Origin of the sequence: Paenarthrobacter ureafaciens (genome assembly GCF_004028095.1) — a bacterium.
Taxonomy (GTDB): domain Bacteria; phylum Actinomycetota; class Actinomycetes; order Actinomycetales; family Micrococcaceae; genus Arthrobacter; species Arthrobacter ureafaciens.
In genome coordinates this window covers 2,600,792-2,616,821 of the sequence record NZ_SBHM01000007.1, presented here as the reverse complement: position 1 = coordinate 2,616,821, position 16,030 = coordinate 2,600,792, and the positions used below count along the sequence as shown (strand labels likewise).

Sequence of the window (16,030 nt, the reverse complement as noted above, 5' to 3'; positions counted from 1 at the left end):
AAAGGCAGGGAGCTACTAAAGGAGGGTATCGGAGATGATCCGGGCGCCTGGCACGGGTCCGTGCACAGCGATGGCGTTGTGCCCCCGATGTGTCAGGTCTTCGGCCAGCACGGAGGCGGCGCCGGGATCCCTCGCCAGGAGGGCCACGGTGGGTCCGGAGCCTGAGACCATTCCGGCCAGGGCGCCTTGCGCCTCCCCAAGCCCGATTGTGTCGCGAAGCTGCGGGGCCAGGGCAATCGAGGCTCTTTGCAGATCGTTGACGAGGACCCGGCTCAGGGTTTCAGGATCGCCGTTCCGTAGGGCCTGGAGGATGGTCGGATCCACCTCCACGGGTTCCGGAACCTCCGCGCCTTCCGAATCCCGCAGCCCATCCAGCGTGCGGAATACGTCCGGGGTCGACAGTCCGTAGTCGGCGAAAACCAGCACCCAGTCCACCTGCGCTTTGGCCAGTGCCGGCGAGAGCTTGTCGCCTACCCCGAGCCCGACCGCGGTCCCCCCCAGGAGCGAGAACGGCACATCCGCACCAAGTTCGGCGGCCACGTGGGCAAGTTCCTCGCGGGAGAGGCCGCTGTTCCACAGGGCATCGCACGCCAACAGCGTGGCCGCGGCATCGGCGGACCCCCCGCCCATCCCGCCGGCGACGGGAACGCGCTTGGTGATCTCCAAGTGAACGCCGGTTGGCTTCTCCGACATCTCGGCCATCACAGCGGCTGCCTTGTAAGCCAGGTTGCGCTCATCCAGCGGGATATCGACGCCGTCCAGGTCCAAGGTGCTCGCCGGGCTGATGCTGACGGTGATCCCGGGGGCTTCAGTGCTGGTCGCAGCAACCTCCTCGTACAAGGACACTGCCAGGTAGACGCTGGCCACGGAGTGGTAGCCATCGGGTCGCAAGGGTCCAACGGCCAGCGAGACGTTGACTTTGCCGGGCGCTTTCACCCGGACCGTGCGTGCACGGAAGCGCTCCCCTTGGTAGGGCAGTTCCCCGGGCCTGCGGATTCCCGGGGTCATACTGCTGCCGGGTGGCGCGCTTCGGCGATCCGCACGTACGCGCCAATGTCCAGGACTTCGCCGCGTGCGGTGGGGTCCACCCCTGCAGCTACCAGGCACCGTTCGGCCTCCACGGCACCGCCTGCCCAACCCGCCAGCGCAGCCCTGAGCGTCTTGCGCCGCTGCGCAAACGCGGCGTCGATGACGGCGAAGACCTGGTCCCGCGTCACGTGGGTGGCGGGCGGCTCGTGGCGCGTGAATTCCACCAGGCCCGAATGGATCTTGGGTGCCGGCCAGAACACGTTCATGCCGATCACACCGGCCTTGCGCATGCGCCCGTACCAGGCGGCCTTGACGGACGGGACGCCGTAGATCTTGGAACCTGGCGACGCCGCGAGGCGGTCGGCCACCTCGTCCTGCACCATCACCAGGCCGTGGCGCAGGCCCGGGAAGTGCTGGAGCAGATGCAGCACCACCGGGACGGCCACGTTGTAGGGCAGGTTGGCCACCAAGGCAGTGGGCTCCACCGGCAGTTCGGTCACCTTCATGGCATCGGACAGCACCAGGTGGAAGCGCTCCTCGGCCTGGGGCCGCCAGGTACGGACGGTCTCCGGCAGCTTGCCGGCCAGCACGGGATCGATTTCGACGGCGACTACCTCGCGGGCCGCGTCCAGCAGGCCCAACGTCAGCGAGCCAAGGCCTGGTCCAACTTCCAGCACGGTCTCGTCCGGGTCGATGCCGGCCGCGGACACGATCCTGCGAATGGTGTTGCCGTCGATCACAAAGTTCTGCCCCAGGGTCTTGGTGGGGCGGACACCGATTTCCTCGGCTAACCGTCGGATGTCAGTTGCGCCCAGCAAAGGCGCGACGGCGGCGGGTTCGGAATTCGGTTCAGTCACCTAGGTATCGTATCGTCTGCGCCGGGCTAGGCTGCGTGCGCGCAGCCCCAGTCGCGGAGACCGTTCTTGGCGTAGAGGCGGTTGGCGATATCGATTTGCTGTGCCTTGGTGGCAAGGTTGGCCGTCGGAGCGTAGGCGCCACCACCGTTGGCGAGCCAGGTGGGGCTGGAGAACTGGAGGCCGCCGTAGTAGCCGTTGCCGGTGTTGATGGACCAGTTGCCGCCGGATTCACACTGGGCAATACGGTCCCACATTGCTTCGTTGGGAGCACCGGTGGGGCCGCTGGATACGGGAGCGGCCGCCTTCGCTGCTGCCACCGGACGTGCCTTGGTTCCAACAGCCACCTTCTCGGTGACGGGCTGGGTGGTCACGTTGCTGGAGACGAGGGTGCGGGAGGCTTCACGGCCATCCACGAGGACCAGCTTGAACGTCTTGACCACGGAGCCGGCAACGCCCTTCTGCGTTACCTTTTCCTCACCCTTGTAGAGCTCTGCGCTTTCGCTCTTGACGCTCTCGAACGGGACTTCCTCGGTGGTCTCGGCAGTCTTGCTGGTGTCCACGCGGGAGACCTTGATGACCATGTCCTGGACAATGGGGGCGTTGCTCGGCTGGGAGACGCGGTCATTGGCACCCACGGTGATCCCGGCGTCCTTGAGGACCTCGGCGACGTCGGAGGCCGTGGTGGTGGTGCTGGTGTCCTTGCCGTCGGCTACGAGGCTGATGGTCTTGGGCGTGGAGATGGACACGAAGGAACCCTGGACTTCGAGGGAAGCATCCTTGGGCTGGGAAATTTCGGAAGAACCGGCGACGCCGAGTTCGCTGACCAGGCCGGCCACATCGGGAGCGTTGGTGTTGACCGTCTTCCGGGCGCCGTCCAGTTCGATGGAGACGGCCTTGGCGAGGTTGACGTTCACCACGGAGCCGTTTTCCACCCGGGAATCCAGCGCGGGGGTCACCCGGTCATCGTTCTTCAGTTCAACCTTGGCTGCCTTGACCACCTGGTCGACGGTTCCGCCAAAGGTCTGGATGGAGCTCACTTTTCCGTCGACGTTCAAGGTGACCGTCTTGTTGTTGCCCACGAAGGCAACGACACCGGCTACGAGTGCTACTAACACCAGCACTTGCGCGCCCACTTTGAGGAAACTGAACTTGCCGTCCGTTGTGAAGAACTTGATCACGTTTGCCCATAACTCTCAGACCATCCGGGCACGGGGAAAAGCGCAAAGAAACACCAGCGGCAAAACAGAGGGGCTTGGCTCACGCCCGGTCCCACGCTTCACTGCCGGCTGCTGCGCCGTCACTACATTCAACTGGTGAGTCCGGATCTTGCCGAACCAGTTGTCCGAAGGCCTTCCCCGACCCCGGCTATTTGGTTCACAGTAACCGATTTGTTATAAACGAGCCAATCAAAATGCATACCGGGTATTCAGCATCACATCGAATACCTGCACGTCAGATGGCCCTTATGCCCATGATCCGTAGGCATTGACGGTGTTTTCCGCGAGGCGCGAACACAGCTCGGACAGGTCATCTCCAGTCACATCGGCCATGGAGCGGACAGTGTAGGGAACCATGTAGCTTGCGTTGGGACGTCCCCGGTAAGGGTGCGGGGTGAGGAACGGCGAATCGGTCTCCACCAGCACCCTGGATGGTTCCGCGATGGCCAGGGCGTCCCTGAGGTTCTGCGCGTTCTTGAACGTCATGGTCCCGGCGAAGGACATGTACCAGCCATTGTCATTGCAGATCCTCGCCAGATCCTCGTCGCCGGAAAAGCAATGGAAGACCACCCGCTCCGGAGCACCCTCTTCCTTGAGCACCTGCACCACGTCGTCGTGGGCATCGCGGTCGTGGATCTGCAGGGTGAGGTCAAGGCGCTTGGCCATATCAATGTGGCGCCGGAAGGAATGGCGCTGATGCGCCAGTCCCTCGCCGCGCGTACGGAAGAAGTCCAAGCCGGTCTCGCCGATGGCACGGATTCTGGGATGGCGGGCAAGGTCTTCGATCTCGGCGAGGGCCGATTCCAGCTCTCCGCGTCCGGCGTAAACGGGAGCATCGTTCGGATGGATCGCCACTGCACCCAGAAGCCGCGGGTCGGCTTCCACCGCTTGCACGGTGAACCTGGACGACTCGAGGTCGCACCCTACTTGGATGGCTCCATGAACACCGACGGCGGCGGCGGCATCCATGGCGTCGGCGACGCTTACCTCGATCAGGCCGTGCCGGAAGTCCAGGTGCGTGTGGTTGTCCATCACGGGGACGGGGAGCGGTTGGGGCGCGGGTGGATATTCCTTGCGCGATGCCTTGGCATCGTCTGGGTCTGCGGACGTGCGATAGGGAGCAGGGGCGAGGGAATTGCACATGCTCCCACCTTAATCGGACCGCGGTCCTCCCCCATCCCCGCGGCCCGTGGTGACGAACTCCAAGCAGCACACAAATTCCCCCTGCACTATGTCAGCGATGCCCAAAGTCTGGGTAGGCTGGAACGGACAAGGCGGCCAACGCCGGCACGTTGCCGGGCGGGCGGCCACGGCTGAAGGGCATTCCATGGAGTCCAAGCGACGCGCCACTGTTGAACCAGCTTCTTTTCAGGGCGAGGCGTACAGCGCTGTGCCCCTGGACGCTGCAGACAACGGGAATGCTTCGCGCAACCCGGACGCCGTGCACAACGGGCACAAGCCGCACGTGATGGATGCCGAACGCTTCCACGATTCCAGCGAACGGATCCTCGGTGCGATCAGCAAGGTGATCGATGGGAAGGCCGACGCTGCCAAGCTGGCCCTGACGGTCCTCCTGGCCCAGGGGCACCTGCTGCTTGAGGACGTGCCGGGGGTAGGAAAAACCCTACTGGCAAAGACACTTGCCAGAACCGTTGACTGCACGGTTTCCCGTATCCAGTTCACCCCGGACCTGCTGCCTTCGGATGTCACGGGCGTCTCCATCTATAACCAGTCCTCCCGGCAGTTCGAGTTCCGGCCCGGAGCTGTTTTCGCGAACATCGTGATTGGTGACGAGATTAACCGTGCTTCGGCCAAGACCCAGTCCGCACTGCTCGAGTGCATGGAGGAGCACCAGGTCACCGTGGACGGGCACTCCTATCCGTTGGCCCTGCCGTTCATGGTGGTCGCTACCCAGAACCCCATCGAGATGGAGGGCACCTACCCGCTCCCCGAGGCCCAGCGCGACCGTTTCATGGCGCGCATCTCCATGGGTTACCCGGACCGGGATGCGGAAATCGAAATGCTGGAGACCCACCAGGCTGTTTCGCCCTTGGCCAAGGTGACGCCGGTGGTCACCGCCAACGACGTCGCAGCCATGATTGCCACGGTCCAGCAGGTGTACGTGTCCCCCGCCATCAAGGAGTACACCGTAGCCATAGGCCGCGCCACCCGCGAAAGTGCCCGGTTGCGGCTGGGTGCCAGTCCGCGCTCCTTGCTCCAGTTGCTGCGCGCCGCGAAGGCAACCGCTGCCTTGGACGGCAGGGACTTCGTTCTCCCTGACGATGTGGTGGACGTCGCCGAGTCGGTCCTGGCGCATCGCATCATCCTGGACAGGAAAGCGGCGAGCGCCGGCGATACCCCCCAGACCGTCCTGCGCGGAATCCTTGCCTCGGTCCCGGTCGCCCAGGAACCGCCCGGCGCGTGGCGCAGGGATAAGCAAAGCGCCTAGGCGGTCCGGATGGCACTCGTGGATCGGCTTCCCAAGCATCTGTTCACCAACCGGGGTTGGGGTTTGCTGGCCGCAGGCGTGGTGTCCATCGTCTGTGCCCACATCATGGGCCGGCGCGATTTGCTCACCTTGGCAGTGTTCCTGATTTTGCTGCCCCTTGTGGCACTGGCGGGGGTCCGTATCCTCAAACCTAAATTCCAGGTGTACCGGGAGTTCAATCCCTCAAGTGTGGAAACCGCCATGGCAACCACCGTGCGGTTGGCCGTGGCCCGCACCTCGTACGGCACCGGCCAGGTGGTCATGGAGGAGCAGCTTCCGCCCCGTTTCGGAGATCCGCCCGCGTTCCGCTTCCCTGCCCGCTCCGCCACCGGCGGAACCAGCCGCTATGAGTACCATCTCCGTTCCGGGAAGCGCGGCCAATTCCGGATCGGTCCGGTCACCGCGGAGTTCAGCGATCCGTTTGGCCTGTCCTTGCGCCGCCATTCAATCGACGACGGCGACCTCCTTACCGTGACGCCCGCCGCCGTCGAACTTCCCGCGACGGGACTGGCCGGGGCCCGGGGAAATGACGGCGTCACGGCAACCCGGATCCGCGCCAACCCGAGCGATGACGACATCATGACCCGCGAGTACCGCCATGGTGATCCGATGCGCCGGGTTCACTGGCCGGCAACGGCGCGCCACGGGCAATTGATGGTGCGCCAGGAAGAGTCCGTGACCACTCCCGAGGCCACGATCGTCCTGGACCAGCGGCTGGCAGCCTTTGCTCCAAGCACCGGCTCGGTCTTCGGGAGCCATGACGAGGACACTGATCTGCTGACCACGCCCGGTTTCGAGTGGGTGGTGACCGCTGCAATGTCCATCAGCGCACACCTGTCCGAGCGGAACTATTCGCTGCGAATGTTGGACGCCTCGGGGCATCCCGCCTTCAGCCACTCAAAATCCGCTCCTGACGCCACCGCGGAGGAATTCAACGGGGCGGGCGGCCTGCACGCCATCGCCGAGGGCCTGGCAGCAATTGAGTTGTCCGGTCCCCGGCATCACCGGCCCGAGCACGCCCGTCAGGACGAAGAAGCGTCTGCGGACCGGCGCAACCCGGGCAGGACCCCTGCTGCCGTCAGAGGCCCCGGCCGCGCCGCCAGGAACCTCGATGAATCGCCGGAAGGCGGAGACTCGGCTTTCGATGACCTGCTCATGGACAAGCTCGCGGCCCATCGGCTGCGCGGCCCCCTCCTGGCGCTGCTCGGCAACCTGACCGTGCCCGAGGCCAAAGCCCTGGCTCCGGCTGCCGCATATGGGGCCAACGCTTTTGCGCTGCTGGTTACTGATTCCTCCCGCAACAACGAGCAAGTCCTGGAGATTCTGCGGCAGGGTGGATGGCGGGCCGTCGCCGTCACGTCAAGGACCCCGTTGGCGGCTGCCTGGGCGGCGTTTGATGAGGGCGGAATGGTTGCTGCGGCTGCGGCCGCCATGGACGTCCGACGGGGAGCGGCGGTGCCACGATGACCGTCACTTCGCGGCCGAGCGCAGATCCCCGGAGCAAAACTTCGACGCCGGGCACACGGCGCCGCATCTCGGGCCCGGGTCCGGGCGCGTTCCCCTGGGCGATGGCCGGGGCCATTTCCATGGGCGTACTGGGTGCCGCGCTTTCACTGAACGGGGTTTTCCGGGGCTGGGCGTGGTTCATGCCGCTGATCACCGCCGTGGTGGCCGTGGCGCTGACGCTGGCCGTGCTGCGCTCCTTGCGCGTGCAGCCCTTGCTGGCCACCATTGGCGCCTTGGCTTCCCTGATCGGGGTCCTGGCCTTCACGTTCTGCCGGCAGGAAAGCCTCCTGGGGTTCATCCCCACGCCGGAGACCCTCCAGGCAGTGGGAAGGCTCATCAAGCGTGCCGGGGAAACCGTGGTTTCCGAGAGCGCTCCAGTGGCTCCAAACGTCGGCATCGTCTTTGTCACGTGCGCTTGCCTTGGGCTTTTGGTGGTCTTGATCGATGCCTTGGCCGTCCCCCTTTCCATGCCCGCGGCGAGCGGCATCGGCCTGCTGGCCATCATGGTTGTTCCGGCCACCATCAAACCGCAAAGCGTCGGCGTGCCGGGCTTTATCGGCGCGACCATCGGGTTCCTGCTGATCCTCGGCTGCAGCCAATGGTTCGCTCCCGACTCGCGGCTGCAATCCGGGGCTCCGCGGGGCGCTGGCCAGTTCAAGCGCTTGGTGGTCACAGGGGTGCTGACCCTTGGCCTGGCGATGGTGGTGCCGCTGGCCATACCGGGTTTCGACAACGGTACCTTCCCGCAAGGCTCACGGCTCACGCCGTGGGGAACCTCGAACGGGCTCAACCCCATGATCACCCTGGGCAACAGCCTCCGCAGCCCCAGCGGGGCGGGCCGGATTACTTACGCCACCAGTTCCAGCGGGCCTTTGTACCTGCGCTCGGTCACCATTGACCACTTCGACGGCGAAACCTGGGCGCCGGATGATCGTGCCGGCTCGCGGCGGGCGGGGGCGGACCGGATCGAGGCCGGGTACTCCGTCCAGGGAGAGATAGTCAACGCCGTCACGTCCATCAACGCCGGACTGTTCACCAGCCCGTATCTACCCGCCCCCTTTGCACCGGTGTCAGTCAACGGGCTCAACGGACGCTGGACGTGGGACCCCGACACGCTGAGCATCATGAGCACGGAAACCAGCACTTTGGCCCAGCGGTACGTTGTGTTTTCCGCAGCGCCCAAGGTCACGGCCCAGGCTTTGTCCCAGGCGAACGCTGCGCCCCGCTCCATTTCCGAGGACTTCCTGCGCATCCCCGGAAACCTCCCGGGCATCGTCCGGGAAACAGCCCGGACGGTGACGGCATCGGCGGGCAACAATTACGCCAAGGCGCTGGCCATCCAGAAATACCTCCGCTCCGGCGAGTTCATCTACTCCCTGCAGGCTCCGGTCCAAAACGGGTATGACGGCAACGGCCTGTCAGTCCTGGCGGATTTCCTTTCCGTCAAGAGCGGCTACTGCGTCCATTTCGCATCGGCGATGGCTGTGATGGCGCGGGTTGAGGGCATCCCCAGCCGAATCGCCGTCGGATACGCACCGGGCCGGCTGACCGGCGAATCCGTGGCGTTGGTGGGCCAAGGTTCCTTCCCCGAGTATGAAGTGGACGCCCGTGACGCCCATGCCTGGCCGGAACTGTACTTCGAAGGCCTGGGGTGGGTTCCTTTTGAGCCGACGCCTTCCCGCGGCGTCGTTCCCGAATATGCCACCGAGGCTTCCACCACCGGAAACCTCAGCACGAACACCGATGAGAAGGACGTTCCCAGTACGGCGCCAACGCCTGTCCCCACCACAGCGCCGCTGCCCGGTATCGACACACCGGCCCAAGGGCCTGTTCAGGGCAACCCGCTTCCCGCTATTGCCGCCACATCTGCCGCCGTCATCCTCTTGGCTGCGTTCCTGGGTTCTCCGCGCCTTACCCGCTCCGTGCTTCGCCGCCGCCGGCTGAAGCGCCGCAAACCCGGGGACGATCAGTCACTCCCGGAGTACCCGTCCGCAGGATTGGCATGGGCCGAATTGCTGGACCTGGCCACGGACTTTGGCGTGCCCTCCACACCAAGCGAAACCCCACGGCACTTCTCGGCAAGGTTCCGCTCCAGCACGGTGCTTGGTGACTCTGGCGGGTTCGACGACGCCGCCCACCGGGCGGTTGCCTCCCTCACCGCCGACTTCGAACGGCAGCGCTATGGCCGCCCCTCGGATACCGCCGCCGCGTCCGCAGCGCCCAGGATCGCCGTCGTCCGGGAGTCGTTGCGCAACAATTCGGGCTGGTGGGTCCGTTTCCAGGCGGACTGGCTTCCGCCGTCGTTGATGCGACGGTGGCTCCACGCGCTCGGCGCGCCTTTCCGGGCGCTGGCCTCGGTCACGAGGCGGGCCGGTGCCGGGCTTGCCAGGTCATGGCGGGGGTTGCGGCAGCTGCTCCCTCAGCGCCGCTGACCCGCGCGGGGTCACAGCCGGACCCACACAGGGCCGCACAGTAAAAAGACCCTGCCCCTCGGAACGTGTAGTTCCAGGGGCAGGGTCTTTCTTGCATCTACCGGCTTGTTGCGGGAGCGGTGGACACGGAAGGGATGCTAGTCGGCGTACGGATCCGCGATACCTACGTACTGGGTGTAGAGGTACTCTTCGATGCCCTCTGCGCCGCCTTCGCGGCCCAGGCCGGACTGCTTGACGCCGCCGAACGGCGCAGCGGCGTTGGAGATGACTCCGGCGTTCAGGCCGAGCATGCCGGTCTCGAGCTTCTCGCTGACGCGCAGGCCGCGGTTGAGGTCCTTGGTGAAGACGTAGGCAACCAGGCCGTACTCGGTGTTGTTGGCCAAGCGGACTGCGTCGTCTTCGGTGGAGAACGTGATGATCGGGGCAACCGGACCGAAGATTTCTTCCTTGAGGATGCGGGCACCCTCGGCCACGTTCTTGAGCACCGTGGGCTGGTAGAAGTAGCCGGGACCGTCGACGGCGGCACCACCGGTGACTGCCTCGGCGCCGCCTGCGACTGCCTCGCTGACCAGGGCGTGGACGCCGTCGCGGGCTTTGCCGTCGATCAGCGGGCCGACCTTGGATTCGGGCTCGGTGCCGCGGGCGGTGGTGAGGGAACCGATCTTCGCTGCGAACTTCTCAGCGAAAGCGTCGGCGACGGACTCGTGGACGATGAAGCGGTTGGCTGCTGTGCAGGCCTCGCCCATGTTGCGCATCTTGGCAGCGATGGCGCCTTCGACGGCCTTGTCCAGGTCGGCGTCTTCGAAGACGACGAACGGGGCGTTGCCCCCCAGTTCCATGGAGGTGCGCAGGACCTTGTCCGCGGCCTCACGGATGAGGGCCTGGCCCACCGGGGTGGAACCGGTGAAGGAGATCTTGCGGAGGCGGTCATCCTTGATCAGCGGGCCGGTGACGGCACCTGCGGTGGAGGTCTGGATGACGTTCAGGACACCTGCGGGAAGGCCGGCTTCCTGCATGACCTGTGCAAAGAGGAGGCTCGTCAGCGGGGTCAGGTTGGCGGGCTTGAGCACCATGGTGCAACCGGCGGCAACGGCGGGGGCAATCTTGCGGGTGGCCATGGCCAGCGGGAAGTTCCACGGAGTGATCAACAGGCAGGGACCCACGGGCTTCTTCTGGACCAGGAGGCGGTTCTTGCCGTCCGGGGCTGCCGAGTAGCGGCCGGAGACACGGACTGCTTCTTCGGAGAACCAGCGCAGGAACTCAGCGCCGTAGGTTACTTCACCGCGGGCTTCGGCCAGGGGCTTGCCCATTTCGAGGGTCATCAGCAGTGCGAAGTCTTCGGCGCGCTCGGTCACCATGTCGAACGCCCGGCGCAGGATTTCGCCGCGTTCGCGCGGTGCCGTGCGGGCCCAGTCGGCCTGGGCAGCAGCAGCTGCGTCCAGGGCAGCGGCGCCGTCTTCCGGACCGGCGTCGGAGATGCTGAGCAGCACCTTGCCCGTGGCAGGGTCCTCAACATCAAAGGTCTTTCCGGATCCCGCGGGGCGCCACTGACCGTTGATCAGCAGGCCAGTAGGGACGGAAGCCAGCAGTTCGCTTTCGCGTTCAACCGTGACAGTCATGGCGACTCCTTCGTCTTGGGTGCTTTGGAGTGTTGCACCACTAGGGTTCCTTGCCAGAAGTGGCTTGAATTACTGCCACGGTACTGCCCGGCCGGAAGGAGTGTCTACGCCTGTGCGCACTGCACGGCGCCCCCGTAATTGTGCAGCTGCACAGCACTTCCTAGCGCGCCGCGAGGACCGCCGCGTAGAGTTCGCGCTTGCTGATGCGTGCGTCTTCGGCAACTGCGGCCACGGCCTCTTTCAGGCGGATGCCTTGGGTTACCAGCTCATTGACAGCCGCCACGTGGTCTTCCGGTTTTCCGGGCGCCTGTTCAGGTGCACCGCCCACCACAACGGCAATTTCCCCACGGACCTCGTTGTTCTCGGCCCATTCCAGGAGTTCGCGCAAGGACCCGCGGATGACTTCCTCGTAGGTTTTTGTCAGTTCACGGCACACCGCTCCACGCCGCTCCGGGCCAAACCGCTCGTGGAGGGCACGCAACATCACTTCGAGCCGGTGCGGGGCCTCGAAGAACACCATGGTGCGGCGTTCGTCGGCCAGCTCGCCCAGCCGGGAATTCCGCTCCCCGGGTTTTCGGGGCAGGAAGCCTTCAAAACAGAAGCGGTCTGTCGGGAGGCCGGACAACGCCAGGGCAGTCAGCACAGCCGAGGGGCCGGGAACAGCGGTGACGGTCAGGCCCGCGGCAACAGCGCCTTCGACCAGACGGAAGCCGGGGTCGGAAACCGCCGGCATGCCCGCGTCACTGACCATGAGGATGCTCTTGCCCTCGCGCACCTGGTCCAGGAGTTCGCCGGTCTTGGCCACCTCATTGTGCTCGTGGTAGCTGATCACGCGGCCGGATACCTCAACGCCAAGGGCCTGGACCAGGCGATGGAGCCGGCGGGTGTCCTCCGCAGCGATGATGTCCGATGTGCCCAGGAGCTCGATCAGCCGCGAGGATGCGTCGCCCACATTTCCGATCGGTGTGGCGGCCAGGACGATCCTGCCAATACCGGGGGTGCCCCGCTCCGGAGACTGCACGGTTTCCCCTGCGGAAAATTCGTCATCCAAGGGGTTCTCAACAGGGGTGCTGCGTTCTTCGTCCACTTGCCAAGCCTACTGCCCCGGCCAGCCGTTCAAAGGCAGTTCCGGTTTCTCCCAAGGACGGAAAGGTAGCATGGGGCGGGTGAACCAGTCGTCCGTTCCTGCCACCGATTCCGGAACTGCCGAGACGCCGGTCCCCTCCCGGGACACCGACGGAACGGCGGCCGCTGACACAAAAGAACCGGTAAGGGAACTGACTACTTGGGAGCTCCCGCAAAACCACCGAAAGGACGCCCGCCTTAAGCCGCGCGGGCTGGAGCGGCAATCCTGGATTGCACGGCCGGCTGAAGCCTTCACCTCAAAGAGCCTCCGGAACCGCCTCATTGGCGGCATTCACAGCTGGCGGGACTACCCGCCGTCGTTGCGTCTCTGGTTCTGGCTCATCCCTGCCCTGACCGCCGTCCTGGCCGGCGTACTCCGCTTCGTCCGCCTTGAGGTTCCGCACAGCCTCGTGTTCGATGAGACCTACTACGTCAAGGACGCCTACTCCTACCTGGTGAGTGGCTACGAACGGAGCTGGCCGGCCAAGGCCAATGATTCCTTCAACGCGGGTAACCCCGACGTCCTCCTGAACAGTCCTGAGTATGTAGTCCACCCGCCTGTGGGCAAGTGGATGATTGCGTTCGGCATGTGGCTGTTCGGAGCAGACAACCCCTTAGGGTGGCGCTTCGGGGCGGCTCTCATCGGAACACTGACGGTTTTCCTGGTGTCCCTGATCGCGCTCAAGCTCTTCCGCTCCCACACCCTCGGTTTGGTTGCCGGAGTGCTGCTTGCAGTGGACGGCCACCACCTGGTGCTCTCCAGGACATCCTTGCTGGATATTTTCCTGGCCTTCTGGATCCTGGCGGCGTTCGGCGCCTTGCTGTTGGACCGCGACGACGGCCGCCGTCGTCTGGCTTCCCGGCTCGCCGCGCAAGCGGCTGCTTCGCCCGGCGGGGTGCCATCCCCGCTTCAGCTCCTCTCCGGTCCATGGCTGGGAATGCGTTGGTGGCGCCTGGTGGCGGGCCTTTGCCTCGGCTTGGCGGTGGGCACCAAGTGGTCCGCGCTCTCCTTCGTGGCCGTGTTCGGTCTGATGACGGTCTTTTGGGACATGAGTGCCCGCAGGATTGCAGGAATCCGGAGCTGGGCCAGCGCGGCGATCATCAAGGACGGCATCGCGGCGTTCTTCACCCTCATCCCCGTCGCGTGCGTGACGTACGTGGCCACCTGGACCGGGTGGTTCCTGTCCAAGGACGCCTATTACCGCCAATGGGCTGCCACCAACCCGTCGCCCGGCTGGGACTGGCTGCCCAACCCGATTCGCTCCCTGGCGCACTACCACCTGGAGGCGTACAAGTTCCATCAGGGCCTCAGCTCGGACCACCCTTACGAATCGAGTCCCTGGACGTGGCTGGTGATGGGCCGGCCCACGTCCTTCTACTACCAGGCCCCCAAGCAGGGCACGTCCGGTTGCGTCGTTGAAACGTGCTCCTCGGCGATCCTTCCAGTCGGAAACCCCGTCGTGTGGTGGGGCGGAACCATTGCCCTGGTCATCCTTCTTTTTTGGTGGGCGGGCCGGCGTGACTGGCGTGCCGGAGCCATCCTGGCCGGGGTTGCCGCAGGCTATCTCCCGTGGTTCATGTATCCGGAACGCACCATGTTCGTCTTCTATGCAGTGTCCTTCGAGCCCTTCCTGGTCCTTGCCCTCACCTACGTCCTCGGCCTGGCGCTGGGGCGGAGCAACGATCCACCCTGGCGGCGCCGCTCAGGGCTGTACGTCGTGGGTCTCGTGGTGATGCTCGCTGTGATTGCCACGGCATTCTTCTACCCCGTCCTGACCGCAGAGGTCATCAGTTACCAGGACTGGCGGATGAGGATGTGGATGCCTTCATGGATTTAGGCTGATCCATGGAAGAAATGCGCGGGCAACGGCACACAGCCAAGCCCAGGAAGCGAGGAGGGTCGTGAGGGAAGCAAGCACAGAGCTTCTGGTGGAGGCCGATGAGGACAGCAACGTCACGGACCTCCTCCTGGAACGGTGCACCAAAGATCCCTTCGGCATCCTCTATGCCCACAAGACACCCAACGGCTGGTTGAACGTCACGGCATCCCGGTTCCTGGCCGACGTCAGCGCACTCGCCAAGGGCTTGATTGCAGGAGGGCTCAACCCCGGAGATCCGGTGGCTGTCCTCTCCCGCTCCAGCTTTGAGTGGACGCTGGTGGATTTCGCCATTTGGATGGCCGGCGGGGTCACCGTTCCTATTTACGAGACGTCATCGGCAGGCCAGATCGAATGGATCCTGGTGGACTCCGGAGCCCGCCGCGTCTTCGTCGAGGACACAGCCAAGGCTGAACTGGTCCGGTCTGTGGTGGACAAGTCGGCCGCCCTGGGTGATGACCTGGTCACCATCATCCGCATGGAACACGAAGGTGAGGCACCGCACCTGACCAGCGTATCCGCCGTCGGGACCGGCATCACCGACACTGAGCTGGAACGGCAACGCAGCGCCGCGAACCTTGCCGATGTCGCATCGATTGTCTACACCTCCGGCACCACGGGCAGGCCAAAGGGTTGCGAAATCACCCATGGCAACTTTGTCCGCATCACCCGCAACGTCATTCCCTTCCTGCCTGAACTGCTCATGCAGCCGGGGGCAAGAACCCTGATGTTCCTGCCGTTGGCCCATGTCCTGGCGCGGGCAGTGCAGGTGGTCTCAATGACCGGCGGGATCACCATGGGCCACAGCGCAGGAGCGAGCGGGTTGATGGATGACCTCGGCGCCTTCAAACCGACGTTCCTGCTGGCTGTCCCCCGCATCTTCGAAAAGGTCTACGCAGGAGCCGGGCACAAGGCTGCCATGAGCGGCAAAGGACGGCTCTTCGCCGCGGCGTCGTCAACGGCTGTGGAGTATTCGACGGCGGCGGACCTCGCCTCGCGCGGGCAGGGCACCGGGCCCGGCTGGACGTTGCGCGCCAAGCATGCAGTGTTCAACAAGCTCCTCTACCCCAAGGTCCGCGAGGTCTTTGGCGGGGCCGTAGGCTACACGGTCTCCGGTGCAAGCCCGCTCAGCCTTCGGGAGAACCATTTCTTCCATGGTGCCGGCGTTCCCGTCCTGGAAGGCTACGGGCTGACCGAAACCACTGCCCCCTGCACGGTCAACACACCCAGCATGTTCCGCATCGGCACCGTAGGCATTCCACTCCCCGGGACCACCATCCGGATAGCCTCCGACGGAGAAATCCTGGTGAAGGGCATCGGCGTCTTCAAGGGTTACCACAACAACCCGGCCGCCACGGAGGCAGCGTTCGTCGACGGGTTCTTCCGCACGGGAGACCTCGGCGAGCTCGACCAGGACGGGTTCCTCACCATCACCGGCCGCAAGAAGGACCTGCTGGTCACTGCCGGTGGCAAGAACATCGCCCCGGCACCGCTGGAGGAGAAGCTCCGTGAACACCAACTGGTGGGCCAGGCAGTGGTCGTCGGCGATGGAAAGCCGTTCGTTGCCGCATTGATCGCCCTCGATCCTGAAGGACTTGCGGATTGGTGCGCGGAGAACAAGCTCGGTGCGCTGTCCCTCCAGGAAGCATCCACAGACCCGCGGGTCCGCGCTGAAGTGCAGTCCGCCGTTGATGAAGCCAACAGGCTGGTGTCCGCCGCAGAGTCCATCCGGAAGTTCGACTTCATCACCAGCGAACTCACCGAAGAATCAGGCCACCTCACGCCGTCGCTGAAGCTGAAGCGCGATGTGGTGACGAACGACTTCGCCAAGCTGGTGGAGAAGCTCTACGCAAAGTAGCGCCACCTGCGCTGAACGCAGT

At 65.0% G+C, this 16,030-nt stretch carries 11 protein-coding genes; 5 read left to right on the top strand and 6 right to left on the bottom strand.

Annotated elements, in window-relative coordinates; genetic code table 11:
• Positions 1-15 precede the first annotated feature (15 nt).
• From AUR_RS16415 to AUR_RS16400, 4 genes are all read right to left on the bottom strand, one after another.
• On the bottom strand, positions 16-1,008 hold the full coding sequence (locus AUR_RS16415; protein WP_021471464.1) for a 4-(cytidine 5'-diphospho)-2-C-methyl-D-erythritol kinase: 993 nt from the start codon (positions 1,006-1,008) through the stop codon (positions 16-18).
• Positions 1,005-1,886 (bottom strand): 16S rRNA (adenine(1518)-N(6)/adenine(1519)-N(6))-dimethyltransferase RsmA, encoded by an 882-nt coding sequence (gene rsmA / locus AUR_RS16410; protein WP_021471465.1) that lies wholly within the window; start codon positions 1,884-1,886, stop codon positions 1,005-1,007. The genes AUR_RS16415 and rsmA overlap by 4 nt, the downstream gene beginning before the upstream one ends.
• 26 nt (positions 1,887-1,912) lie before the next feature.
• Positions 1,913-3,064 (bottom strand): resuscitation-promoting factor, encoded by a 1,152-nt coding sequence (locus AUR_RS16405; protein ID WP_021471466.1) that lies wholly within the window; start codon positions 3,062-3,064, stop codon positions 1,913-1,915.
• A gap of 285 nt (positions 3,065-3,349) precedes the next feature.
• Positions 3,350-4,246, bottom strand: coding sequence for a TatD family hydrolase (locus tag AUR_RS16400; protein ID WP_062095740.1), 897 nt, complete (start codon positions 4,244-4,246; stop codon positions 3,350-3,352).
• Between the two features lie 184 nt (positions 4,247-4,430).
• Here AUR_RS16400 and AUR_RS16395 point away from each other — a divergent pair, with 184 nt between their 5' ends.
• From AUR_RS16395 to AUR_RS16385, 3 genes are read left to right on the top strand one after another with little or no spacing between them, the layout of a single operon-like run.
• On the top strand, positions 4,431-5,552 hold the full coding sequence (locus AUR_RS16395) for an AAA family ATPase (RefSeq protein ID WP_062099083.1): 1,122 nt from the start codon (positions 4,431-4,433) through the stop codon (positions 5,550-5,552).
• A gap of 9 nt (positions 5,553-5,561) precedes the next feature.
• Positions 5,562-7,058 carry a DUF58 domain-containing protein gene (locus tag AUR_RS16390; protein WP_062095738.1) on the top strand — a complete coding sequence of 499 codons (1,497 nt, stop codon included), beginning with the start codon at positions 5,562-5,564 and terminating at the stop codon, positions 7,056-7,058.
• Positions 7,055-9,529 (top strand): transglutaminase TgpA family protein, encoded by a 2,475-nt coding sequence (locus AUR_RS16385; RefSeq protein WP_062095736.1) that lies wholly within the window; start codon positions 7,055-7,057, stop codon positions 9,527-9,529. Before AUR_RS16390 ends, AUR_RS16385 begins: the two co-directional genes overlap by 4 nt.
• 137 nt (positions 9,530-9,666) lie before the next feature.
• Here AUR_RS16385 and AUR_RS16380 read toward each other — a convergent pair whose 3' ends face one another.
• Both AUR_RS16380 and rsmI read right to left on the bottom strand, forming a co-directional pair.
• Positions 9,667-11,148: an NAD-dependent succinate-semialdehyde dehydrogenase gene (locus AUR_RS16380; protein WP_021471471.1), complete on the bottom strand. Its 1,482-nt coding sequence runs from the start codon at positions 11,146-11,148 to the stop codon at positions 9,667-9,669.
• 160 nt (positions 11,149-11,308) lie between these two features.
• Positions 11,309-12,139 carry a 16S rRNA (cytidine(1402)-2'-O)-methyltransferase gene (gene rsmI, locus AUR_RS16375; RefSeq protein WP_062099081.1) on the bottom strand — a complete coding sequence of 277 codons (831 nt, stop codon included), beginning with the start codon at positions 12,137-12,139 and terminating at the stop codon, positions 11,309-11,311.
• Between the two features lie 175 nt (positions 12,140-12,314).
• Between rsmI and AUR_RS16370 the strand changes: the two genes are divergently transcribed.
• Together AUR_RS16370 and AUR_RS16365 are read left to right on the top strand one after the other, a co-directional pair.
• The gene (locus AUR_RS16370; RefSeq protein ID WP_062099079.1) at positions 12,315-14,111 is read left to right on the top strand and encodes a dolichyl-phosphate-mannose--protein mannosyltransferase; all 1,797 of its coding nucleotides are present in this window, start codon (positions 12,315-12,317) and stop codon (positions 14,109-14,111) included.
• Between the two features lie 64 nt (positions 14,112-14,175).
• Complete coding sequence (locus AUR_RS16365) at positions 14,176-16,008, top strand: AMP-dependent synthetase/ligase (RefSeq protein WP_062095734.1); 1,833 nt, start codon at positions 14,176-14,178, stop codon at positions 16,006-16,008.
• Positions 16,009-16,030 lie beyond the last annotated feature (22 nt).